Below are 22,292 nucleotides of genomic sequence, written 5' to 3'. Positions count from 1 at the left end.
GGATAAATACCCGTTGACTTTTCAAAAAATAAATGGTACTTTTGTACAGAATGAATTCCACTTCGGGAGTGTTATAATGAGCGAGTTAAAGGAAGGGGCCGTCGTACAGGGAGAAGTGATTTCCACTAAACCTTTCGGAGCCTTTATTAAATTAGAATCAGGAGAAACAGGTTTAGTTCACATCTCTCAAATTTCGACAAAGTATGTAGAAAAAGTTGAAGATGTATTGCAAGTAGGTGCTACAGTAAAAACGAAAGTGTTGTCCATTGATCCGTCAGGCAAAATCTCCTTGTCGATCAAAGCACTGAGCGATGATCGGCCGCGCGAGAAAAGGGGCGGGGACCGTCGAGGTGGCGGCCGCAACAAAAACTCGGGCGATTTCGAGGACATGATGAAAAAATGGATGAAGAGCAGCGAAGAGCGCTTGAGTGCACTTGCGGCAAAACAAAAACGGAATCGTTAACGCGACGGCAGTTCAATATTTGAACATAACATCTTCCGGATGGGAGATGTTTTTTTGTGCATTCAGTGGCATGAAAAGCCTGCGTGAAGTGAGCACCGGCAGGAAAAAAAGGGTGACGGTCAAGAAAGACCGTTACCCTTTTTTTTCACGTGCTTCTTTTCGATCAATAGCAGGGAAGGTGCTTGGTTTCGGTTGATGGTTTGTTGCCACATCACTTGATAGGCGTGGGCGGGGAGGGAACGGGCCCAATCGATGACAGCGCGTGCCTCTTCCGCCCCACCGGGATGGCCGGTGTACAGGGCTACGCTGAGAATGCCCCCTGTTGCCATCCACGAGGTCGCTGCTTCCAGCGCGTGTAAGGTGGTGTGCGGTTGGGTGATCACCTGTTCATCTCCGTGCGGGAGATACCCTAAGTTAAACATGAAGGCGCGAACAAGTCCGCGTGTATCATCGGGCAGCTGTTCCGCCAATAAGTGGTGGCTGGTGTGGAATAAAGTTACCCGCTCGCGTCGGCCGGCTTGTTGCAACCGGGTGTGGGTGCGGTCGATCGCCGCCTGTTGGATATCAAATCCGTAAACATGGCCGGTTGGGCCCACGCATTCAGCCAGGAATAAGGTATCATGGCCATTGCCAATCGTGCCGTCCACGGCGATGGAGCCAGGCGGGCAGGCGGCTTTCACCGCGGCATGGGCGCTGGCCAAGATGGAAGGTAGGATCATAGCTCATCACACCCTATTCGGATGGAGACGCTCAGCGTTGCGGGGTTGGGCGTTTTTGCCTTGCCAGGAGTTACGCCGCACCAGCTCGGCATCGATCGCATTGAGCACTTCCCACTTTTTGCGGCTCCACATCGGGCCGATCAACAAATCAGGCGGGCCATCCCCAGTCACGCGATGGATCACCACGTCGGGAGGCAGCATTTCCAAGGAGTCAGCTACCAGCCGGACATATTGGTCTTGCTCCAAAAATTGGACTAGCCCCGCTTCGTACTGCTTGACCATAGGGGTGTTTTTCAACAGGTGCAACAAGTGGATTTTCATGCCCTGAATATCCATGTTGGCGCAAGCTTCCACTGTCTGGAGCATCATTTCTTCTGTTTCGCCCGGCAAGCCGTGAATGATGTGGGCGCATGTGCGGATGCCGTGCTTGCGCAACTTTGCCACGCCTTCTAGGAAACATTCGTAATCATGCCCGCGGTTGACGAGTTTAGATGTCTCTTCGTGGATCGATTGCAGGCCCAGCTCAACCCACAGGTAAGTGCGCTGATTCAGTTCGGCCAGATATTCGACCACTTCGTCCGGCAAGCAATCGGGGCGCGTGGCAATCGATAAGCCGACCACTCCTTCTTGCTCCAGAATCACTTCGTACATCTCCCGTAGTTCTTCCACCGGCGCGTACGTGTTGCTAAATGCTTGGAAATATCCGATGTACTTGGCGTCGGGCCACTTGGTGTGCATGCGCTCTTTTACATCGTGAAATTGTTTGAGCAAGTCATCGCGGCGATTCCCCGCGAAGTCACCCGAACCGCGGGCGCTACAAAAGGTGCATCCTCCGATAGCGGCTTTGCCGTCGCGGTTGGGGCAGGTGAACCCGCCATCTAAGGACACCTTGAAGATCTTTTCGCCGAATACTTGGCGCAGATGGTGGTTCCATGTATGAAAACGTTTATCTCCCCACAGGCGGGGAGTTTGTTGTTCTGTCGTTTGCATTGCACTCATCCTTGTCCATTAAAGGTCTGTCCCTATTATACACAATTTGCCCGGCCCATGCGGTTTAAAACCATGAAGCACATCGGCTCCTGACAGAATGGAAAGATTAAACAGCGACGCGCTGTGCGTTAAAGCTGTTTAGTCGGAATGAAACAAGGGAATGAAACGCTTGTTATAAAAAAGGGAAAGGGTGGATGGTATGGTGAAGTTAATCGCCATCGATATGGATGGAACCCTGTTGGACCATGAAGGGCGGGTAAGTGAGGCCAATCGGCAAGCAATCGCCGCGGCGCAGGCCAAAGGCGTGGTGGTGGCCATCGCGACGGGCCGTTCGTATCATGGTGCCCGCAGGGTGTTGGATGAAATCGAATTTATGGGACCGCTCATTTATTTGAATGGCGCCTGCACTCAGTTGCCAGATGGTGAATTGGTTGAAGAGATCTTCATGCCCCCGGGCAAAGTAGACGAACTGGCGCACTTGCTTAAAGACGGTGGGACATATTATGAGTTTTACACTCGAGATGGAATTTATCGCAACCGTGACGGGATTGAGATCATCAAAGCGGAAATGGACAAGCTTGAACATGTTGACACTTCATTGCACCAATGGTTGGAGAGTTTCACTGAACGCAGGCGTAATCGGATCGAAGATCGGGTGAAAGGGCGGTACGCCGAAGACATTCTGGCTGATCCCTCGATCGGCATCTACAAAGCAGTGGCGCTGTCGAGTGACTTACCTAAATTGAAGCGAGTCAGGCAGCGTGCCGAAGCCGTTTCAGGTGTAGCGGTTTCTGCTTCTTCTGTCTACAACTTTGAAGTGAACGATCAAAAGGCGCAAAAAGGGATCGCGGTGCAAAAGCTGGCGGAGCGTTACGGTGTGCCCATGCAAGAAGTCATGGTGATCGGTGACAACCAGAATGACCGATCCATGATGAAAGTGGCAGGTGTTTCGGTGGCGATGGGCAATGCTGAGGACAAAGTGAAACAGATCTGCCGTTTCGTGACTAAAACCAACACGGAAAACGGTGTGGCGCATGCGATTCGTAAGTTTGTTGGGGACTGAACATACCTTGGGAAAAGGTGATATAATACAGAGAAAACATATCTTTTCGCGCTCTTAGGAGGAGAATTTGATTGGAAGACGTGATAGAACCGCTTCTTATGATGTCTTTGGTAGTGTTTTTTGTATTCCTTAATGGATTTTTTGTCGCGGCCGAATTCGCCATAGTCAAGGTGCGATCGACACGGATCGCCCAATTGGAAGACCGGCGCGGCCGGGTCGCGCAGAAAATCCTGGCCAATCTGGACGCCTATCTGTCGGCGACGCAACTAGGGATTACACTGGCTTCCTTGGCGTTGGGTTGGATTGGGGAACCAGCCATCGTCAAATTGATCTCGCCGCTGTTCATCTATCTGGGCATGCCCGAATGGATGATTCATGCGGTGGCGGTGATCATTGCCTTCACCCTCATTACTTTTCTGCACATTGTCTTGGGTGAGATGGCGCCAAAGTCCTGGGCGATTCGCCAAGCGGAATCCGTCACCTTGTGGACGGCCATGCCGCTCAACTGGTTTTATGTCGTTTTCCGCCCCTTTATCTACGTCCTGAACAATGCGGCCAACTTGTGTTTGCGGTGGTTTGGCGTCGAATCCAATGAAACCCACCAGGCGCACACCGAAGAGGAAATTCGGATGCTGATCGCGCAAAGCCATAAGAGCGGCGTGATTGATCAAACCGAGTTGACCCTGTTTGACAACGTGTTTGATTTCACAGAACGGGTTGCCCGGGAAGTGATGGTACCGCGCGTCAAAATCGTCTGTCTGTATGAGAATGAGCCGTTTCATGCCAATCTGGAGCGGATCAAACAGACGCCGCATACGCGATTCCCATTATGCGGCCGGGACAAGGATGACATCAAGGGGATTGTGCACATTCGCGACGTGTATCAGCTGATGACAGAAGGAATAGAGCCGAATCTCTTGGAGTTGGCCCGGCCGGCTACAGTTGTGCCAGAAACGATGGAAGTGAAGGACATCTTGCGCCAATTGCAAAAAAATCGCGCGGGGATGGCGATTGTCGTTGATGAATATGGCGGAACGGCCGGCATTTTGACTACCGAAGATATCATAGAGGAGATTTTCGGTGAGATCCAAGACGAGTTTGACAATGAACGGCCTCATATCCTGCGGAAGGGACGTAATGCGTCCATTGATGCGGGGTTGTTGATTGAAGATGTGAATGAATTGCTTCACATTCAGATTGAAGACCAGGATAATGACACGATCGGTGGTTGGTTGTTTTCGGAATTGGAGAAGGTGCCGAGCGTGGGTGACCAGGTCGCTTTTGGAGAATGGCTGTTCACTGTGGAAGAAATGGATCAGTTGCGGATCTCCCGAATTATGGCGTCACCGCTGACGCAAGAGGATCAAGCGCCCGATGAGAAGTTGTTGCCGACTTCTTCCTAGGGGGATGTTTGGAACCCAGTTTGGGTTCCTTTTTTTATATCCCATAAAATAATAAACTCAGGAAAGGGCTCCTGAGTTTGGCTTGGTAATTATTAGGGAGATGGCGCTGATTGGCTACACCCGTTCATTTATTGTTTTAACTGCTTGGAGGGTCTGCTTCTAAAATAAAATTCATCTAACGTCACCTCTTTTGCTGCGAAATACATCCATTATGTCTTTGTTATGTAATTGTACTTCAATTCGAAACAAATTTTCAATATAATTAGTAAATGCATTTTATATAGCGACAATCCATTTTTCTAATTATTACTTTATCGTGCAAATGCAATTGTATTATTATGATTATTCTGTATTTATTTTTCTCTGTGTTTATGCGAAAATAGCGAAGCGGTTTAAGGAAGAATAAAAGAGCAGGGAATCTTTTATGGTTGGTAAATTTATTCAAGAGGGTGAAACAGAAAACAGTCAGGTCATGATTTAAAAGTTTAATGTACATCTTAAAGGAGAGAGGTTGATTGACAAATTTTTTATCAGTTGTATTATTGAATTATGAGCGTTTGTTTCAACAGGGGAAATTGAAGAATAGCAATTGATTTCCGGAGTGATCCTCATCCTGTACTAAAACAGATTGCGGTTATAGTTATAACAGTGAAACGTTTTCACTGAGACTTATAAAATGGGGTGATACCATGGCGAAGACCAAACAACGCAACATGTTTGGAAATGCTGAAGTTCGGTTACAACCGATTGAGCCGTTTGCCGTTCTGTCTGTAGAAGGTAAAGTGGTGAATAAAGATGCAATGCCAAAGTTGAGCGACGAGCAACTGCGGGAATTGATGAGACGCATGGTGTTTACCCGCGTCTGGGATCAGCGCGCGGTCAACCTGGCTCGCCAAGGGCGTCTTGGTTTCTATGCGCCTGTGTCGGGTCAAGAGGCGACGATGATCGGTAGTGAATTCGCGCTTAACAAAGACGATTTCATCCTGCCGGGCTATCGTGACATTCCGCAATTGTACTGGCACGGTTATCCGATGTACCAGGCGTTCCTGTGGTCCAAAGGGCACATCCACGGCGGACAAATCCCTGAAGATGTGCATGTGCTGATGCCGCAAATCATCATCGGTGCACAATACGTGCAAACCTCCGGCGTAGCGATGGCTTTCAAACAACGCGGTGAGAAACGTGTTGCCATCACCTTCACCGGAGACGGCGGTAGCTCGCAAGGGGATTTCTATGAAGCAATGAACTTTGCTGGCGTCTATAAACTGCCTGCTATCTTCGTGGTGCAAAACAACGGTTATGCGATCTCCACACCGTTCAAGAAGCAAACGAATGCTGCTTCTATCGCGCAAAAAGGGGTAGCCGCCGGCGTTCGTAGTATTCAAGTAGACGGGTTTGACGTGCTGGCTGTGTACCAAGCTGTGCACGATGCAGCAGAACGCGCCCGCAACGGCGAAGGTCCAACATTGATTGAAGCGATCAACTACCGCCTTGGACCGCACTCGATGTCGGGTGACGACCCAACCCGCTACCGCGCCAAAGATGAGCCATCTGAGTACGACGAGAAAGAACCGTTGGTTCGTTTCCGCCGTTACCTCGAATCCAAAGGTCTGTGGACGGAAGCGGATGAAAACCAAGTGATTGAAGAAGCGAAACAAGCTGTGACAGATGCGATCAAGAAAGCCGAGTCTTATGAGAAGATGACGGTGGATCAATTGATCGATGCGATGTACGAAGTTACTCCTCCGCATCTGGAAAAACAGAAAGCAGAGTTCGCAAAGGAGGGTAAATAAACCATGCCACAAATGACAATGGTGAAAGCGATCAATGATGCCATGCGCGTGGAACTGAAGCGCGACCCAAACGTCATGGTATTTGGTGAAGATGTGGGAACCAACGGCGGCGTTTTCCGTGCAACCGACGGTTTGCAAAAAGAGTTTGGTGAACACCGCGTGCTTGACACCCCGCTGGCGGAGTCTGGCATCGGCGGTCTGGCTGTAGGCCTGGCTGTCCAAGGTTTCCGTCCGATTGCTGAGATTCAGTTCATCGGTTTTACTCCAGAAGCGTTTGACTCTATCGCGGTGCAAGCTCCGCGGATGCGTTACCGCTCCGGTGGCCGTTATTCCGCCCCAATCGTATTCCGCACGCCATTTGGCGCGGGTGTGAAGGCGCCAGAGTTGCATGCCGACAGCTTGGAAGCGTGGTTGACCAAAACGCCGGGGATCAAAGTGGTTTGCCCATCCAACCCTTATGATGCCAAAGGATTGTTGATCTCGGCGATCCGCGACAACGACCCGGTCTTCTTCATGGAGCATTTGAAATTGTACTTCGCATTGAAAGGTGAAGTGCCAGAAGGCGAATACACGGTACCGATCGGCAAAGCCAACGTTGTGCGGGAAGGTTCAGATATCACCGTGATCACGTACGGTGCGATGGTGCATACGGCGATGAAAGCAGCAGAGCAAGCGGAAAAAGAGCGTGGCACGAAAGTAGAAGTGATTGACTTGCGCACCCTGAGCCCGCTGGATGTTGAAACCATCGTCAGCTCGGTTGAAAAAACCGGCCGTGCCATCGTCTTGCAAGAGGCGCCATACTCTGCTGGCGTGGCCGCAGATGTGATTGCGCTGATCAACGAGCACGCTATTCTCAAATTGGAAGCGCCGGTAAAACGCGTGACACCGCCGGATACGCATTTGGCTTACCAATTGATCGAAGATCAGTGGGTGCCGGATGCCGCGCGCGTTGTGAAGGCGATCAACGAAGTGCTCGACTTCTGATGAGATTGGAACGGACAACCTGTGTACTGTTGCATGTTTGGCATGGTACATAGCAATGAGCGGTGGTCATACCCGCCACGAAAACGGTGGTCGGGTCACCGCCTTCTTTTTCATGACGAGACTGAACAAAACTAAGTAGCTTGAGTCAGATAGGAGGTTGCTCTCGTGGCATACGAATTTCAATTGCCTGATGTTGGTGAAGGAATCCACGAAGGTGAGATAGTAAAGCTTCATGTCAATGTGGGAGACAAAATCGAAGAGTTTGACGTGTTCGCAGAGGTGCAAACCGACAAGGCGGTAGTGGAAATCACTTCACCAGTTACGGGCACGGTTCGTGAACTGAAAGTGAAAGAAGGGGATATTGCCCTCGTTCACTCTACCATCGCTCTGATCGATGTGGAAGGCGCCGAACCGGCTCCGGCAACCGAAGCGCCTGCTAAAGAGGAAGCGGCGCAAGCGGAAAAAGCTCCGGCTGAACCGGTTCAAGTGGAGTCGGCCAAAACGGAAACACCGGCTAAACGCGGCAATGTGTCGGCTATGCCGTCCGTGCGTAAGCTGGCGCGCGAATTGGGCGTAGACATCACACAAGTGCCGGGAACGGGCAAACATGGACGTATCTCGGCTGAAGATGTGCGCAACTTTGCGGCTGGCGGCAAACAAGCAGCTGCTCCGGCGGAAACAGTTGCTGAAGCGCCTGCGACCAAAGCGGCATCTGGTGTGGCACCGTCCAAAACAGCCATCGAAACCGTCGGCACAGAAGAGCGCATCCCATTGCGTGGTATTCGTCGCACCATCGCGACACGCATGGTGGAAAGCAAGCACACCGCACCGCATGTGCACATCATGGATGAATTTGATGTGACCGAACTGGTTGAGTTGCGCAGCTGGGGCAAAAGCATCGCGCAAGAGCGCAACATCAAATTGACATATCTGCCGTTTATCATGAAAGCGGTCGTTGCGGCCCTGCGCGAGTTCCCGACCTTAAATGCTTCTATCGATGATGAAAACCAAGAGATCGTCATTAAGCATTACTATCACATCGGTATGGCTGCGGCGACCGACAATGGGTTGCTGGTGCCAGTCATCAAAGATGTGGATCGCAAATCCATGTTTGACTTGGCGGAAGAAACGGCTGACAAAGCGAGCCGCGCGCGCCAAATGAAGCTGGATGCAAGTGAGATGAAAGGAAGCACCTTCACCATTTCCAGCTTGGGTAATCTTGGGGGCCAATTGTTCACCCCGATTATCAACTATCCGGAAGTGGCCATCTTGGGTGTCGGAGCGATCAAAGAAAAGCCGGTTGTGCATAACGGAGAAATCGTTATCCGTCCGCAACTGCACGTTTCCTTGGGCTTTGACCACCGCCTGATCGACGGAGATGTCGCTGCCCGGTTCTTAAGCCGCTTGAAACAGCTCTTGGAAAATCCAAAACTCTTGATGATGGAGATGAGATAAGATGGTAGTAGGTGATTTGGCACAAGAAGTGGATGTTCTCGTCATCGGTTCCGGCCCAGGAGGATATGTTGCGGCCATTCGTGCGGCCCAGCTGGGACGTTCCGTAGCGATTGTAGATAAAGATACGGTTGGCGGCGTTTGCCTCAACCGCGGTTGTATCCCTTCCAAAGCGATCATTTCCGCGTCTGAGCGGTATATGGGGATCAAAGAAGCAGGTGAGATGGGCATTGAGGTGTCCGGCGACGTCAACGTCAACATGCCGAAATTGATCGAGTGGAAAAACGGCGTGGTCAAAAAATTGACCGGCGGCGTGAACAGCCTGCTCAAAGGCAACGGAGTGGAGATCATCAGCGGGGAAGCTTATTTCAGCGGACCTAACTCCCTGCGCGTGGTGAGCGAAGATGCTAGCCAAACATACAAGTTTAATGATGTGATCATCGCTACCGGTTCCCGTCCAGCCGAACTGAAAATCCTGCCTTTTGACGGCAAGCGGATTCTTTCCTCCACCGAAGCGCTCAACCTGCAAGAAGTGCCAAAACGCTTTATCGTGGTGGGTGGCGGCTACATCGGTTTGGAGCTGGGTACCGCTTATGCCAAACTTGGCGCAGAGGTAACGATTCTGGAAGGAACCAAATCGTTGTTGCCTGGCACGGATGAAGCCTTGACCAAAATGGTTACCCGCAAGCTGAAAAAGCTGGGTGTTACCGTGATCACCGAAGCGATGGTGCAAGGTGGGGAAAACACTGGTGACGAAGTTGTTGTCCGCGCAACCGTAAATGGAGAAGAAAAAACATTCTCTGCTGACTATTGCTTGGTTGCCGTCGGCCGCAAACCCAACACCGATGAATTAGGTTTGGAATTCGCGGGAGTAGAGACGGACGAACGCGGCTTCATCAAAATCGACAAACAATGCCGCACTAACGTAGAGCACATTTACGCGATTGGCGATTGCGCAGGTGGCGCGCTGTTGGCTCACAAAGCGAGCTATGAAGCGAAAATCGCGGCGGAAGTGATGTGCGGAATGAACAGCGTGATCGATTATCAAGCGATGCCGTTTGTCATTTTCAGCGATCCGGAAATCGCTTATACCGGTCTCACCGAGGCACAAGCCAAGGAGGAAGGGTATGATCCGGTGGTAAGCCGTTTCGCCTTTGCGGCTAACGGTCGGGCTCTGTCCATGAACCATGCGGACGGCTTCGTGCAAATCGTGGCGGACAAAGAAACCAAGCAAGTCTTGGGTGTGCAAATTGTCGGTCCAGAAGCGTCCACTTTGATCGGCGAGGCTGTGTTTGCGGTGGAGATGGGTGCAAACGCCGAAGACATCGCAATGACCATCCATGCTCATCCGACTCTGCCAGAGACGATCATGGAAGCGGCGGAAGGTGTGTTGGGACACGCTATTCATATGGTGAACAAGAAGTAACACACACACGCGCCAAACCAAGCCCCCAACCCGTCTTGGGGGCTTTTTCCTTTGCACATTTGACGAAAATTTAAAAATAATCCCCCGTTCCTCTTATTGGAAAGGTTTTCAGATATAATAATAAATTGAACAGGGAAAAAATTCAGCCTCCCTGTTCGTTTTAACTTAACGCAAATCAACGAAAACAACGAATACATCGGAACGAATAAGCGAAGCGGATATTGAGGCAAAAAGACAGGGCGAATAAAGCGGTTGCTGTCGGCGTCCCTTGCATTTGTCATTTTCATTCATCCGGGGCCGACTTGGCAGCCGCACATTTCATTCGCAAAGAGATGAAGCAAATGGTGACATGGTTTTCGGTCTTATTATAGGGGGCATCCATAATGAAAATGAGGGAATTGATTCCATCGTTGAAGAAGTTGAATATTAAAGTACAATCCATCAGCACAATGGAATTAAATCCTGACCAAATGCATACCGTTTTTCACATCATCAATGAAATCGCAGACCACCAACCTGAGACGGACATGTTGTTGCATGGAGAATGGTCGCGCTATCGGCAAAGCTTTTTGAAGCAACGGCTACTGCATGGTTGGCGCAAGATTCGAATGGCTTTCTACTTGGAGCGTCTGGCTCCGCATGATGCGTATGCGGAGTTGGCCGGCCTATTTGAGGCTTGTTTCCATGAGGAGTACCATGAAGTGGGGTTGGAAATGAACATTTTCACTTTGCGGGCTTTTTTGTGGAACCAAGAACACCTGACGGAAAAGATGGGTGCCCATCGCGACCGGCAAGGATGGGTGGAATTGCTTGATTTGCTGGATGCGTTGGAACAGGCCGGCTACGAGTGAGAAGCGAGAAAGCGGAGGCATGCGATATGAAAACGGCGATTCAAATCGAAGTTCGTCCAACGGAGATTGATGTGATGGGGCATGTGAACAATGCCAAATACCTGGAATACATGGAGTGGAGCCGGGAAGATTGGTACAACCGGGCGGGCTTGCCCTTTGATCTTTTGTCGGAGCAGAACGTGGGCACGGTCACGGTCAACATCAACATCAATTATCGAAAAGAGGCGCGGTTGGGCCAGAAACTGACTGTCAGCACTGAGCCGATCCGCAAAGGGCGCACCAGCTTTGTGCTGAAGCACGAGATTGTGAATGAGCGTGAAGAATTGGTTGCTGATGCGGAAGTGATCAGTTGCACCATCGACTTGAAAGAGCGTAAGGCAGTGCCGTTGCCGGATGCCTTGGCGCAATGCTTTGCCTAAATGAAATAGATGAAATAAACCCCTCTCCCAAACCGGTCAGCGGTTGGAGAGGGGCTTTTCTTAACGGCTCGCGCGCCAATGGTGTGAAAAGCAGGGCTATCCGTTTTGTTTGAGATCTCGCAATTCGTCCAAGACGCCTTCGATTTCCATCATGGTTAAACGGCCCTGTTTTTTTTCAATCATGCGATAGATGTCTAGCAATTCCTCGTATTGTTCCAGCTTAAAGTCATCCGCGGTGATGATTGCGGCGTTGACGATTTTCAGGCTGTCTTTGATCTCCTTAACGATGTGTTCGAGATTTTCGCGCGTGGCTGTTTCCAAATTCACGTAGACGCCATCCTTTCTGTCGTTCGCTTATTATCTATTCTAGCGGAAGCGTGGGCAAAAACATAGGAGCAATTGGTGGTTGCTCCCACGAGAGGTGAACAGATGGCTTATCCGCGATTGTATGTTGATTTTCTTTATTATTTTAACGTGGAACAAGATTATTATGAGTGTCATGAAGTGTTGGAAGAGCTTTGGCTAGAGGAAGGACGGGAACGTTTTTACCAAGGGTTGTTGCAAGTGGCTGTCGGTTTGTACCACCAACGCAACGGAAATTTGGGAGGGGCGGTTAAGTTGTGGACGGCGGCGCTGGAAAAGCTGGCGGCGTACCCTGAGCCGGAGTGGATGGGAATTGATATGGCCGGGGTGATAAAAGAGACCGAAGCGCGGTTGGCGGCAATCAAAGAAGGACGTCCTGACACATGTGGTACGATGCAAATCCGCATCGTTGATGAGAGGTTGTGGACCGCAGTAAGACAACGCTCCATGGCGGAGGAAGGCGAGTGACGGAATGTGGAAAAACGCGGGGGTGGAACCCGCGCCAAGCTCACATCCGCAGCAGTTTCTGCTTAATTAAGGCCAGGCATTCACGCGCTTTGTGGTAAGGTGTGAACAGCACTTGGGAATGAACCGGTGCAGGAGTGGCGCGCACCCCCGCTTGCCGTGCATAATTGAGGGCTCGGTACATGTGGTAATCGTGGGTGATGAGGGCGACTTTTTCCCCATTTGATTGTTTCAGTAATTCGGCGGCGTACTTCAAGTTTTCCTTGGTGTTGTTAGATCGGTCTTCCAATATGAGGTGGTCAGCGTGCACTCCGCGTGCGATTAGGTAACGCTTCATGCCTTCCGCCTCAGTGATCCCGCCCACGCCCAATCCTCCAGATAGCAAGAGATAATCCACCCGTTTTTCTTTGTACAAGCGAAGTGCCAGGTTCAACCGTTCTTTGAGGGCGGGGCTGGGCTGTTGATCCCAAAGGGCGGCTCCTAGGACAATGGCGATGCGGTGATGCTCTGCACTAGGTTCTGCATGGTCATAACGCGAGACGAGGTTCCACAAAGTGCAAAATGGGATGAGTAAGACGATGAGCGTAATCGCTCCGCTGATCATCCATTTATTGGCCAGCATCTTTTTATCCACTCCTATTTGACATCTGTTGACGGGGAATAGCGATCCGTTGACTAGGCCGCTTCCCTTTCTATTTATTTCATTCAAATGGGCACGAAGACATGAATGAAGGGTGGGGATGATAAATGGAAAATTTGCCGTTTTCCCGATTGAGGTCAATGACCAAGCCATCCATCCACTTGGCGTCTTGCGGCAACCATGCGAACAGGACGCCGTCGATGCGTTTGGTGTGAAAGGCAGGTGTGGGTTCGGTCATTTCCAAGGCAAACGTTGGTGCACCGCAACCCGAGGTCAGGGAAATGACCCGGAACGCCAGCGGCGCCGTGCTTTGTTCTTGCCAGATCAGCCATTTCATCTTTGCCAATGCCAATTCACTCACTTGGATATTCATTCCGGTATCGCTCCCCTTTAGATCATTTTCTTTGTCACTATAGCATGGATGAAGAAGAATGAAAAATGGGGGCGCAATAGGCATGTTCAAAGGAAAAGTGGGTATCCTGTAGATGAATTCAAGTGGGGTGGGCTTATCCGCCTGGGTGGGGGATTTTCCTGATCTCGGCCTCATGGTAAGATGGAGACGAGCCAAAAAAAAGGAGGCTATATACCATGACGATTGAACGCCAAGCAGCAGTGACCTTTAAAGGAAACCCGGTGACCCTGTTGGGACCGGAATTAAAAGTGGGTGACAAAGCGCCGGACTTCACGGTGTTGGCCAATGATCTGAGCCCGGTGACGCTGGACAGCAGCAAGGGTTCTGTGCGCATCATCAGCGTCGTTCCCTCTGTGGACACGGGCGTGTGCGATATGCAAACACGCCGTTTCAATGAAGAAGCCGCCAAATTGGATGGGGTAAAAGTGCTGACCGTCAGCGTTGATTTGCCATTTGCCCAAAAGCGTTGGTGCGGTGCGGCTGGAGTGGAAAACGTCCAAACCCTGTCTGACCATCGCGACCTCTCTTTTGGTACCGCATATGGTGTAGCGATTAAAGAACTGCGCCTGTTGGCTCGCGCGGTATTTGTCGTTGACCGCAACGATCAGATCGTTTATGTGGAGTATGTACCAGAAGTGACCAACCATCCTGATTATGAGGCGCCTGTGTTGGCGGCTAAAAAAGCATTAAATGCATAATCTACATATGCACCCAAAGTCCAGCTACCCGCATAGCTGGGCTTTGTTTTTAAACAGGAGGGAAGAGCGATGAAGGAAGCATCCACTGAGCGGTATTTTGTGGCTTTGCCCATCCCGGCGGCACAACGAGCCGGATTGAAGGCGTGGGTATACGAAAAGAAGGAAGAATGGCCGTTTACCAAATGGGTGCACGAGGCGGATTATCATCTCACCCTTCAGTTTTTGGGGAATGTTGCTGCGCAGCAACTAAATCAAGTCAAAGAAGCGTTAACGCTGTTGGCACGGGAAACGGTTCCGTTTCGGCTGGCAATGGAGGGGATCGGAACGTTTGGGCGTCCAGATCGCCCCCACATTTTATGGGTAGGTGCAACAGGTGAGCTGGAGCGCTTGCATGCTCTGCAATCGCTGGTGACAGCTAGAATGCGTCCACTCGGCTTTAAGCCCGATGATCGTCCATACCGCCCACACATCACCTTGGCCCGTAAATACCGACAAAGTCGGTTTCCCTATGATCGCCTGAACGAAATAAGCTTGTCGCCAGAGATTGAAGAGCCTTGGTTGGTAGAGGGCGTGGTCTTGTACCGCTCCCACTTGGGTCGCATTCCCATGTATGAGGCAATCGGCTGGTATCCATTTGAACATAAAAAAGAAGAAACGCCGTGATCAGCGTTTCTTCTTTGTTGTTGGCAGGGTTACTGGTATAAAGAGGAACCTTTCTCTTTAAATTCCTCCGCTTTTTCCTTCAAGCCTACTTCCGCTGCTTCGGCCATACTTAACCCGTTTTGCTCGGCATATTCGCGAATATCTTGCGTAATCCGCATGCTGCAGAACTTGGGGCCGCACATGGAGCAGAAATGGGCCGTCTTGGCCGGTTCCGCTGGCAAGGTTTCATCATGGTATTCCTGCGCCCGTACGGGATCGAGAGAGAGGTTGAACTGGTCGCGCCAGCGGAACTCAAACCGCGCTTTGGACAAGGCATCGTCCCGTTTTTGGGCGCCAGGGTGGCCTTTCGCCAGATCGGCGGCATGAGCGGCGATTTTGTACGCGATTACCCCTTCTTTGACGTCTTCTTTATTAGGTAACCCCAGATGCTCTTTCGGGGTGACATAACAAAGCATGGCTGTCCCGAACCAACCGATCATTGCCGCGCCGATGGCTGAAGTGATGTGGTCGTAGCCTGGCGCGATGTCGGTCGTCAATGGGCCTAGGGTGTAGAAGGGAGCTTCTTGGCACACTTCTTGTTGAATGTCCACGTTTTCTTTGATTTTATGCATCGGCACGTGGCCAGGCCCTTCAATCATCACTTGCACATCGTATTCCCAAGCGATCTTGGTTAGTTCGCCCAGGGTATACAGTTCAGCCATCTGCGCTTCATCATTGGCATCTGCAATCGATCCAGGACGCAATCCATCTCCGAGAGAAACGGAAATATCATAGCTCCGCAGGATCTCGCAGATTTCCCGGAAATGCGTGTACAAGAAGTTTTCTTGGTGATGGGCGAGACACCAAGCTGCCATAATCGAACCGCCGCGAGACACAATACCTGTTGTACGGTTGGCAGTGAGCGGAATGTATCGCAACAATACACCCGCATGAATGGTGAAATAGTCAACACCTTGCTCGGCTTGTTCAATCAGCGTGTCGCGGTACATTTCCCAAGTGAGCTTGGCCGGATCGCCACCCGCTTTTTCAAGTGCTTGGTAAATAGGCACGGTGCCCACTGGTACGGGTGAGTTGCGGATGATCCATTCCCGGGTGTTGTGGATGTTTTTCCCTGTGGACAGATCCATGATCGTGTCAGCACCCCAAAGGGTAGCCCAAGTCATTTTTTCCACTTCTTCTTCAATGGAAGAAGTTACGGCGGAGTTACCGATGTTTGCATTGATTTTGACGTGAAAATTTTTGCCGATAATCATCGGTTCCGCTTCTGGATGGTTGATGTTGCTCGGAATGATTGCGCGTCCGCTGGCCACTTCTTCCCGAACGAATTCAGGCGTCACATTTTCACGGATAGCGATGAATTCCATTTCCGGCGTGATGATGCCCTTACGCGCGTAATGCATCTGGGTTACGCTTCGGCCAGGGCGCGCGCGCAATGGGCGTGAACCCGTTTGGGGAAAGGTGCGGAAGAGATTCGCTTTTTCCTCTGATTTGAACCCATTGTCGATCGGTTGCACCTTGCGGCCTTCGTATTCCTCCACATCCCCGCGTTCCAGAATCCATTGCCGCCGCAGTTTGGGCAAACCTTGCTCCAAATTGATCGAAGCGTCTGGATCGGTGTACGGGCCGCTGGTATCGTAGACGCGCACCGGTTCATTTGGGGTTTCTCCCTGAGCATGGGTGGTCGGAGACAATTGGATCTCCCGCATGGGCACCTGAATGTCCGGGCGTGAACCGGGCACATATACCTTGCGGCTATTTGGAAAAAAATATCGTTCCATATCACAACACTCCTTGCGCTCTTGTTCGGACGGTCATATGGACAGGAGTTTGGCGCGCAGGGGCAAACGGAGGCGATGGTCGGGGGGCGATTGGAAATGGCGGCGCGTGCAAGCGCAACCGATATGTGCGGCGAGTCGATGCGCCGTGAGGAGAATGCGGTGGTGTGTATGTGTGCATAGAAAAAGCCATACGCCCAGCGCGTATGACTTGAATGGTCAAAGTGTGAAGGAGCGCATCATAGCAGAAAATCCGTCGACAAGCGGTCTTGTCCGACAAGGTTCCCACAATGAAGCGGTTCCAACCCATCCCTACGCTGGCATTACCCAGATCAGGTTAACCGGTCGGCGGCAGAGTGCTCCGCCCTCTCAGCCTGGCTTACTCCAAGCTCCCGTCTTTCACATATGAAGGTGTCCAGAATTAAAGTATCATGACAATAATTTTCTGTCAACAAAGAATAGGTATGCCGTTCACATATTTGTCATTATTTTGCGAAAAAAGCGGGTTGGTGCCTGATTTTATCAAGCTATACTTAAATTGTAAGTAGTTGGAGAGTGAAATTTATTCTGAGATTAGAACATTAACATACACAATCATACATGGAATTTCAGCGTAATTGGGTTAGGAAGGGATGGGTGAATCATGCGGATTGAATGGTCTCATATCAGAAAATGTTATGAAATATCTGATGCGCGGACCCGCCCAGCTCGGAACCAAATGAAGAACATCGGCTTACTTGATTTTTCAGCATCAGTCAGTGAAGGGATCACAGTGGTTCTAGGGCCACGGGGAGCGGGCAAGTCCACTTTGCTCCGGGTGACGGCGACAGTGATGGTGCCGGATGACGGCAATGTGCTGTATCAACTGACGGACAAAGAAACGGTGGAATGGTCGCGGGGATGCTTGATGGCATCGGGAATATCCAGTGTGTCGCCGCTCAAACAAATCATTAGCTATATTCCGCATGCTAAGCAACTTGACAATGATATGACCGTGGAACAGTCGCTGATCTTGCAAGCGCGGAGCAAGCGAGTGTTGCGGTCTCGCAAACGGGCGATGGAATTGCTGACGCGTTGGGGATTGGCCGGTGTGCGCCATACACCGTTGTACCAACTGCGCGGTGGGGCGCTGAAGCGCTTTTTATTGGCGCACGGATTGATCGGCAAGCCGCGCATATGGATTTTGGACGAGCCTACAGAGGGGTTGGACCCATTGGGGCGGGCTTTGTTGTGGCAAGAGTTGCGGTACCCGTCCAAAGGCCGGATTACGCTGATCGCCACAGAACGGGATATGGCCTTGGCTGAACTGGCTGATCAATTGATTTTGATGGAATGTGGGCAATGCCGGCGTCACGGCAAGCGCAAATGGCTGACTGCTGGTGTTAAGGAAGGCACGGTTAGTGCATGGTATCGGACGATGCAGACTTTTTCCTATCAACAAGAACGATAATGGGATGAGGGAATCAGCATGGCAGAATTGGAATTAAGGCTGGCAGAGACGGATGAGGAAAGACAGTGGCTGGAAGCGTTATGGCAAAAGGAATGGGGCGGAACAACGATGATCACCCGCGGCCGCAGCACCGCTTTGGCGGATGTACAGGCAGTGATCGCCTACAGTGGCGGGGAACCCGTGGGAGCGGTCACTTGGCGCATGGATGAACAAGATGCCGAACTGATGAGTCTCAATGCCTTGCGGGAAGGTCAAGGCATCGGTGGGGCTTTGCTGGCGCGCGCTGAGCAGGAAGTGAAAGCCATGGGGACGACGCGCCTGTACCTGATCACTACCAATGACAATCTACATGCGCTTGCTTTTTATCAAAAGCGGGGCTATCGGTTGGTGCGCCTCTTTCCAGGGGCTGTTGATGCCGCACGCCGGCTGAAGCCGACCATTCCGGTCATCGGGCACCATGGAATTCCTTTACGCGATGAGTTAGAGTTGGCGAAGGCATGGTGACGGTGAATATGCAAGGGTTGGCAACGCCCCCTCTTGACGGTGTGCGTGAAGGGAGGAGGGTTGCCTTTTTGACTGGAGACTTGTCTCGCACAAGGTTTTTTTAGAAAGCAATCCGGATTTCCATAGCGAAGGTTATTCACGTGAACAGGAATGAGAGGAGACTACTCATCGCCTCGATGGTCATGGGGATCGCATAGTTGAACATAGGTCCGAAGACAAATTGACCTAGCGGTGTGATGGCCAAGATAAGGAATACAAAGATGCCCCACTGTTCATATTGTCCCATCTTGGCTCGTAGGCGGGGAGAGACCAAGTCTTCCACGATGCGATAGCCATCCAGCGGTGGGAACGGGTATAGATTAAAGAAGAACAACAACACATTGATATGGACAATGGTGCCGAACAGGGTGTTGACGATATAACCGGCTTGAGAAGACATCCCTTCCATTAAGCCCGCGGCGGTGGCTACCATCCAGAGCGCCATGGTGACCAAGGCGACAAGAAGATTGCTGAATGGGCCTGCAAAGGTGACGAGAATGCTGTATAGTCGCGGTCGACGAAAGTGACGGCGGTCGACCAAGACGGGCCTAGCCCAACCAAAATGGAAGAAGATAAAGAATAAGGTTCCCATCAGGTCGAGATGGGCGGCTGGATTCAGAGTTAGGCGTCCATCGTTTCGGGGGGTTGGGTCCCCGAAGCGGGTCGCTACAAAAGCGTGAGCGAACTCATGCACGGTTAACCCGATCAATACCGCTGTCAGCAAAAACGGCAATTGATTGAGCGTGGCTGAGAAATAAGACAAAAAATCCATGGTTATCACCTGTCATCTCAAATGGATTGCATATAGAAAAAAGCAGTGCCATGTTGGCACTGCTTTTATCATAGCATTTGTATCATCTCAACGCGATTCCCAAATGGATCGCGAATCTCCATGGTTACGCTTTGCTTCCTTCTTGGTTGGCCAGGATTTGGCGCAATACCGTTTGCAAAATGCCTCCATTGCGGTAGTACTCAATATCCACAACACTGTCCAGGCGCACAGTCACATCAAATTGGACGGAAGAGCCATCCGGTTTGGTTGCGGTCACGGTGAGCGTTTGACCCGGAGTCACTTCGTCGTTCAAGCCGGCGATATCGATTTTCTCTGTGCCGTCAAGGCCGAGCGATTGCCAGTTAGCTCCGTTGGCAAACTGCAACGGCAACACGCCCATGCCGACGAGGTTGCTGCGGTGGATCCGCTCAAAGCTTTCCGCGATGACGGCTTTTACCCCGAGCAAGTTGGTACCTTTGGCGGCCCAGTCACGGGAAGAGCCAGTACCGTATTCTTTGCCCGCGATCACGACCAATGGCGTGCCTGACTTTTTGTACTCCATCGCTGCATCGTAGATGGACATGACTTGTTGGGATGGCACGTGTTTGGTTACGCCACCTTCCGACCCCGGTACCATTTGGTTGCGAATGCGGATGTTGGCGAAGGTTCCGCGTGTCATTACCCGGTCATTACCGCGACGGGAACCGTACGAGTTGAAATCTTTGATGGCCACGCCTTTATCTTGCAAGTAGCGTCCAGCTGGGCTGGTCGGTGCGATGCTGCCGGCGGGAGAAATATGGTCGGTGGTCACGGAATCGTTGAGCAGCGCCAGGATGTGCGCACCCGTGATCGGCTTGATTTCTTCCACATCGGCGGACATGTCGACAAAGAATGGGGGCTCTTGGATATAAGTTGAATCTTGATCCCATTCATACAGCACGCCTTTGGGGGTTGGCAACTGGTTCCAACGTTCGTTGGCGTCAAAGACTTGCGCGTATTGTTTGCGGAACTGCTCGGCGCTGATAGCGGAGTTCATCACTTGACTGATCTCGTGCGAACTTGGCCAGATGTCTTTCAGATAGATGGCTTCACCCGCGTCATTGTGGCCGATGGGCTCCGTAGCGAAGTCGATGTTGACCGTTCCCGCGAGCGCGTAAGCAACTACCAGTGGTGGGGATGCCAGATAGTTGGCTTTGACCAGCGGATGAATCCGTCCTTCAAAGTTCCGGTTTCCGGACAGGACCGATGCCACAGTTAAGTCGTTTTCTTCAATCGCTTTGCTCACTTCATCAGACAGCGGGCCGCTGTTGCCGATGCAAGTGGCGCAACCGTAACCAGCGACAGTGAAGCCCAATTTGGCCAATGGTTCGATCAAACCGGCCTTATCGAGGTAATCGGTTACCACTTTGGAACCAGGTGTCAAACTGCTTTTGACGAATGGTTTAACAGTGAGTCCTTTTTCAACCGCTTTTTTCGCCACCAAGCCGGCGCCGACCATTACGGACGGGTTGGAGGTGTTGGTACAGCTGGTGATCGCAGCGATCACAACTGCGCCTTGATCCAATTGATAGGTGGAACCGTCCGGCAGGCTGACTTGCGCTGATTTGGCGCATTCTTCTTCGCTCAAGCCGAAGCCGCGTTGATCGATAGGCTTGCGCAATGTTTCATTCCAAGCTTCTTTCATAGCGGTAAGTTCAATGCGGTCTTGCGGGCGTTTTGGTCCAGACAAGCTGGGGACGACGGTACTGAGATCCAGTTCCACGGTGTCGGTGAAGACTGGGTCTGGCGTATCGTCGGTGCGGAACAAGCCTTGCGCTTGGTAATATTCTTTCACCAAGGTGACCAATTCTTCATCCCGGCCGGTGTTGCGGAGGTAGTTCAACGCTTCGTCATCGACGGGGAAGAAGCCGATGGTCGCACCATACTCAGGAGCCATGTTAGCGACGGTGGCCCGGTCTGCTAGGCTGAGATTGGAAAGTCCCGGTCCGTAGAACTCGACAAACTTACCAACGACTCCTTTTTTACGCAGCATTTCGGTTACTGTGAGTGCCAAGTCAGTGGCGGTGGCACCATCTGGCAATTGTCCGGTCAGTTTGAAACCGATGACTTCCGGAGTGATGAAGTACAGCGGTTGCCCCAACATACAAGCTTCTGCTTCGATTCCGCCTACACCCCAACCGACGACGCCCAAGCCGTTGATCATTGTCGTATGGGAGTCGGTTCCGACAAGGGAATCAGGGAAAACGACAGTTTCACCGTCGACTTCGCGGGTAGCTGCTACATTGGCCAAGTATTCCAAGTTGACCTGATGCACGATCCCGGTTGCCGGCGGTACGGCACGGAAGTTGTCAAGAGATTCAGCTGCCCATCTGAGCAGGCGGTAACGTTCTTCGTTGCGCTCAAACTCCAAATTCATGTTGTACTCAAGTGCGTCTTGGGTTCCCGCTTTGTCAACCATGACAGAGTGGTCGATCACCAGGTCAACGGGAATAAGCGGATTAATGCGTTCTGGGTCGCCGCCGACGCGCGCCATAGCCGAACGGAGCGCGGCCAAGTCCACCACGGCCGGAACACCGGTGAAGTCTTGCAATACGATGCGGGCAGGCTTAAATGCGATCTCCTTGTCGGAGCGCTTGTCAGCCCAAGTGGCCAATTGTTCGATGTGCTCTTTGGTTACAGCTTTGCCGTCGTATTGACGCACGGCCGCTTCCAGCAACACTTTGATGGAGAAAGGCAAGCGGGAGACAGGGCCGATTCCTTGCTCTTCCAATCCGTTCAGACGATAGTAAACATACTCTTGCTCCCCGACTTTCAGTTTGGAACGAACGTGAAACAGGTCGTTTGTCATCGTGGAACCTCCTTTTAGCGAACGCAAAATGATGCAGGCGAGTTTCATCTAGTGAAACTCAGTTTCTAAATTCGCTTTCATTATACAACGGTTTTGAAAA

At 51.4% G+C, this 22,292-nt stretch carries 22 protein-coding genes and 1 riboswitch; of the genes, 14 read left to right on the top strand and 8 right to left on the bottom strand.

Annotation, left to right across the window (positions count from 1 at the left end; genetic code table 11):
• Positions 1 to 13 precede the first annotated feature (13 nt).
• Positions 14 to 463, top strand: coding sequence for a S1 RNA-binding domain-containing protein (locus CLV36_RS07605; RefSeq protein ID WP_223247977.1), 450 nt, complete (start codon positions 14 to 16; stop codon positions 461 to 463).
• Between the two features lie 119 nt (positions 464 to 582).
• On the opposite strand, the gene mnmM is transcribed toward CLV36_RS07605, so the two are convergent.
• Positions 583 to 1,182: a tRNA 5-(aminomethyl)-2-thiouridylate-methyltransferase MnmM gene (mnmM, locus tag CLV36_RS07600; RefSeq protein ID WP_106342245.1), complete on the bottom strand. Its 600-nt coding sequence runs from the start codon at positions 1,180 to 1,182 to the stop codon at positions 583 to 585.
• 6 nt (positions 1,183 to 1,188) lie between these two features.
• Positions 1,189 to 2,172 carry a tRNA modification radical SAM protein MnmL/YtqA gene (mnmL, locus tag CLV36_RS07595; RefSeq protein ID WP_425436573.1) on the bottom strand — a complete coding sequence of 328 codons (984 nt, stop codon included), beginning with the start codon at positions 2,170 to 2,172 and terminating at the stop codon, positions 1,189 to 1,191.
• Between the two features lie 199 nt (positions 2,173 to 2,371).
• Here mnmL and CLV36_RS07590 point away from each other — a divergent pair, with 199 nt between their 5' ends.
• From CLV36_RS07590 to CLV36_RS07555, 8 genes are all read left to right on the top strand, one after another.
• Entirely contained in the window at positions 2,372 to 3,235 is an 864-nt protein-coding gene (locus CLV36_RS07590) for a Cof-type HAD-IIB family hydrolase (RefSeq protein ID WP_106342243.1), read from the top strand.
• An 80-nt stretch (positions 3,236 to 3,315) separates the two neighbouring features.
• A complete protein-coding gene (locus CLV36_RS07585) occupies positions 3,316 to 4,638 on the top strand; it encodes a hemolysin family protein (RefSeq protein ID WP_342748008.1) in 1,323 nt (440 codons plus the stop codon).
• Between the two features lie 713 nt (positions 4,639 to 5,351).
• Entirely contained in the window at positions 5,352 to 6,431 is a 1,080-nt protein-coding gene (gene pdhA, locus CLV36_RS07580; protein ID WP_223248120.1) for a pyruvate dehydrogenase (acetyl-transferring) E1 component subunit alpha, read from the top strand.
• 3 nt (positions 6,432 to 6,434) lie between these two features.
• Positions 6,435 to 7,415: an alpha-ketoacid dehydrogenase subunit beta gene (locus CLV36_RS07575; RefSeq protein WP_022736998.1), complete on the top strand. Its 981-nt coding sequence runs from the start codon at positions 6,435 to 6,437 to the stop codon at positions 7,413 to 7,415.
• A gap of 165 nt (positions 7,416 to 7,580) precedes the next feature.
• Positions 7,581 to 8,870, top strand: coding sequence for a dihydrolipoamide acetyltransferase family protein (locus CLV36_RS07570; protein ID WP_102993260.1), 1,290 nt, complete (start codon positions 7,581 to 7,583; stop codon positions 8,868 to 8,870).
• Position 8,871: 1 nt separating this feature from the next.
• The gene (gene lpdA / locus CLV36_RS07565) at positions 8,872 to 10,293 is read left to right on the top strand and encodes a dihydrolipoyl dehydrogenase (RefSeq protein ID WP_106342242.1); all 1,422 of its coding nucleotides are present in this window, start codon (positions 8,872 to 8,874) and stop codon (positions 10,291 to 10,293) included.
• A gap of 383 nt (positions 10,294 to 10,676) precedes the next feature.
• Entirely contained in the window at positions 10,677 to 11,144 is a 468-nt protein-coding gene (locus CLV36_RS07560; RefSeq protein ID WP_106342241.1) for a hypothetical protein, read from the top strand.
• A 26-nt stretch (positions 11,145 to 11,170) separates the two neighbouring features.
• A complete protein-coding gene (locus CLV36_RS07555) occupies positions 11,171 to 11,563 on the top strand; it encodes an acyl-CoA thioesterase (RefSeq protein ID WP_106342240.1) in 393 nt (130 codons plus the stop codon).
• A gap of 96 nt (positions 11,564 to 11,659) precedes the next feature.
• Here the strand turns inward: CLV36_RS07555 and CLV36_RS07550 are convergent, their stop codons facing one another.
• A complete protein-coding gene (locus CLV36_RS07550; protein ID WP_102993256.1) occupies positions 11,660 to 11,890 on the bottom strand; it encodes a DUF1128 domain-containing protein in 231 nt (76 codons plus the stop codon).
• Between the two features lie 102 nt (positions 11,891 to 11,992).
• Between CLV36_RS07550 and CLV36_RS07545 the strand changes: the two genes are divergently transcribed.
• Positions 11,993 to 12,394 (top strand): DUF309 domain-containing protein, encoded by a 402-nt coding sequence (locus CLV36_RS07545; RefSeq protein WP_106342239.1) that lies wholly within the window; start codon positions 11,993 to 11,995, stop codon positions 12,392 to 12,394.
• 40 nt (positions 12,395 to 12,434) lie between these two features.
• Here the strand turns inward: CLV36_RS07545 and CLV36_RS07540 are convergent, their stop codons facing one another.
• Both CLV36_RS07540 and CLV36_RS16970 read right to left on the bottom strand, forming a co-directional pair.
• Entirely contained in the window at positions 12,435 to 13,013 is a 579-nt protein-coding gene (locus tag CLV36_RS07540) for a YdcF family protein (RefSeq protein WP_181352883.1), read from the bottom strand.
• Between the two features lie 79 nt (positions 13,014 to 13,092).
• On the bottom strand, positions 13,093 to 13,404 hold the full coding sequence (locus CLV36_RS16970; RefSeq protein ID WP_022736990.1) for a hypothetical protein: 312 nt from the start codon (positions 13,402 to 13,404) through the stop codon (positions 13,093 to 13,095).
• A gap of 215 nt (positions 13,405 to 13,619) precedes the next feature.
• Between CLV36_RS16970 and tpx the strand changes: the two genes are divergently transcribed.
• A complete protein-coding gene (gene tpx, locus CLV36_RS07535; RefSeq protein ID WP_022736989.1) occupies positions 13,620 to 14,141 on the top strand; it encodes a thiol peroxidase in 522 nt (173 codons plus the stop codon).
• Positions 14,142 to 14,210: 69 nt separating this feature from the next.
• A complete protein-coding gene (gene thpR / locus CLV36_RS07530) occupies positions 14,211 to 14,804 on the top strand; it encodes an RNA 2',3'-cyclic phosphodiesterase (RefSeq protein WP_054096266.1) in 594 nt (197 codons plus the stop codon).
• A 29-nt stretch (positions 14,805 to 14,833) separates the two neighbouring features.
• Here the strand turns inward: thpR and thiC are convergent, their stop codons facing one another.
• Positions 14,834 to 16,582 (bottom strand): phosphomethylpyrimidine synthase ThiC, encoded by a 1,749-nt coding sequence (thiC, locus tag CLV36_RS07525; protein ID WP_106342237.1) that lies wholly within the window; start codon positions 16,580 to 16,582, stop codon positions 14,834 to 14,836.
• A 289-nt stretch (positions 16,583 to 16,871) separates the two neighbouring features.
• Positions 16,872 to 16,985, bottom strand: a riboswitch (TPP riboswitch).
• Between the two features lie 237 nt (positions 16,986 to 17,222).
• Between thiC and CLV36_RS07520 the strand changes: the two genes are divergently transcribed.
• Positions 17,223 to 18,029, top strand: coding sequence for an ABC transporter ATP-binding protein (locus CLV36_RS07520; protein ID WP_106342236.1), 807 nt, complete (start codon positions 17,223 to 17,225; stop codon positions 18,027 to 18,029).
• An 18-nt stretch (positions 18,030 to 18,047) separates the two neighbouring features.
• Positions 18,048 to 18,533 (top strand): GNAT family N-acetyltransferase, encoded by a 486-nt coding sequence (locus CLV36_RS07515; protein ID WP_106342235.1) that lies wholly within the window; start codon positions 18,048 to 18,050, stop codon positions 18,531 to 18,533.
• Between the two features lie 136 nt (positions 18,534 to 18,669).
• Here the strand turns inward: CLV36_RS07515 and CLV36_RS07510 are convergent, their stop codons facing one another.
• Both CLV36_RS07510 and acnA read right to left on the bottom strand, forming a co-directional pair.
• Positions 18,670 to 19,344: a site-2 protease family protein gene (locus tag CLV36_RS07510; protein WP_106342234.1), complete on the bottom strand. Its 675-nt coding sequence runs from the start codon at positions 19,342 to 19,344 to the stop codon at positions 18,670 to 18,672.
• Positions 19,345 to 19,468: 124 nt separating this feature from the next.
• Positions 19,469 to 22,192 carry an aconitate hydratase AcnA gene (gene acnA / locus CLV36_RS07505; RefSeq protein WP_022736982.1) on the bottom strand — a complete coding sequence of 908 codons (2,724 nt, stop codon included), beginning with the start codon at positions 22,190 to 22,192 and terminating at the stop codon, positions 19,469 to 19,471.
• Between the last annotated feature and the right edge of the window lie 100 nt (positions 22,193 to 22,292).

The sequence above is a fragment of the Laceyella sediminis genome (genome assembly GCF_003003125.1).
In the GTDB taxonomy this organism is placed as follows: Bacteria; Bacillota; Bacilli; order Thermoactinomycetales; family Thermoactinomycetaceae; genus Laceyella; species Laceyella tengchongensis.
Note: the sequence above shows the minus strand (reverse complement) of the source record. Positions and strands in the feature narration are given on the sequence as shown.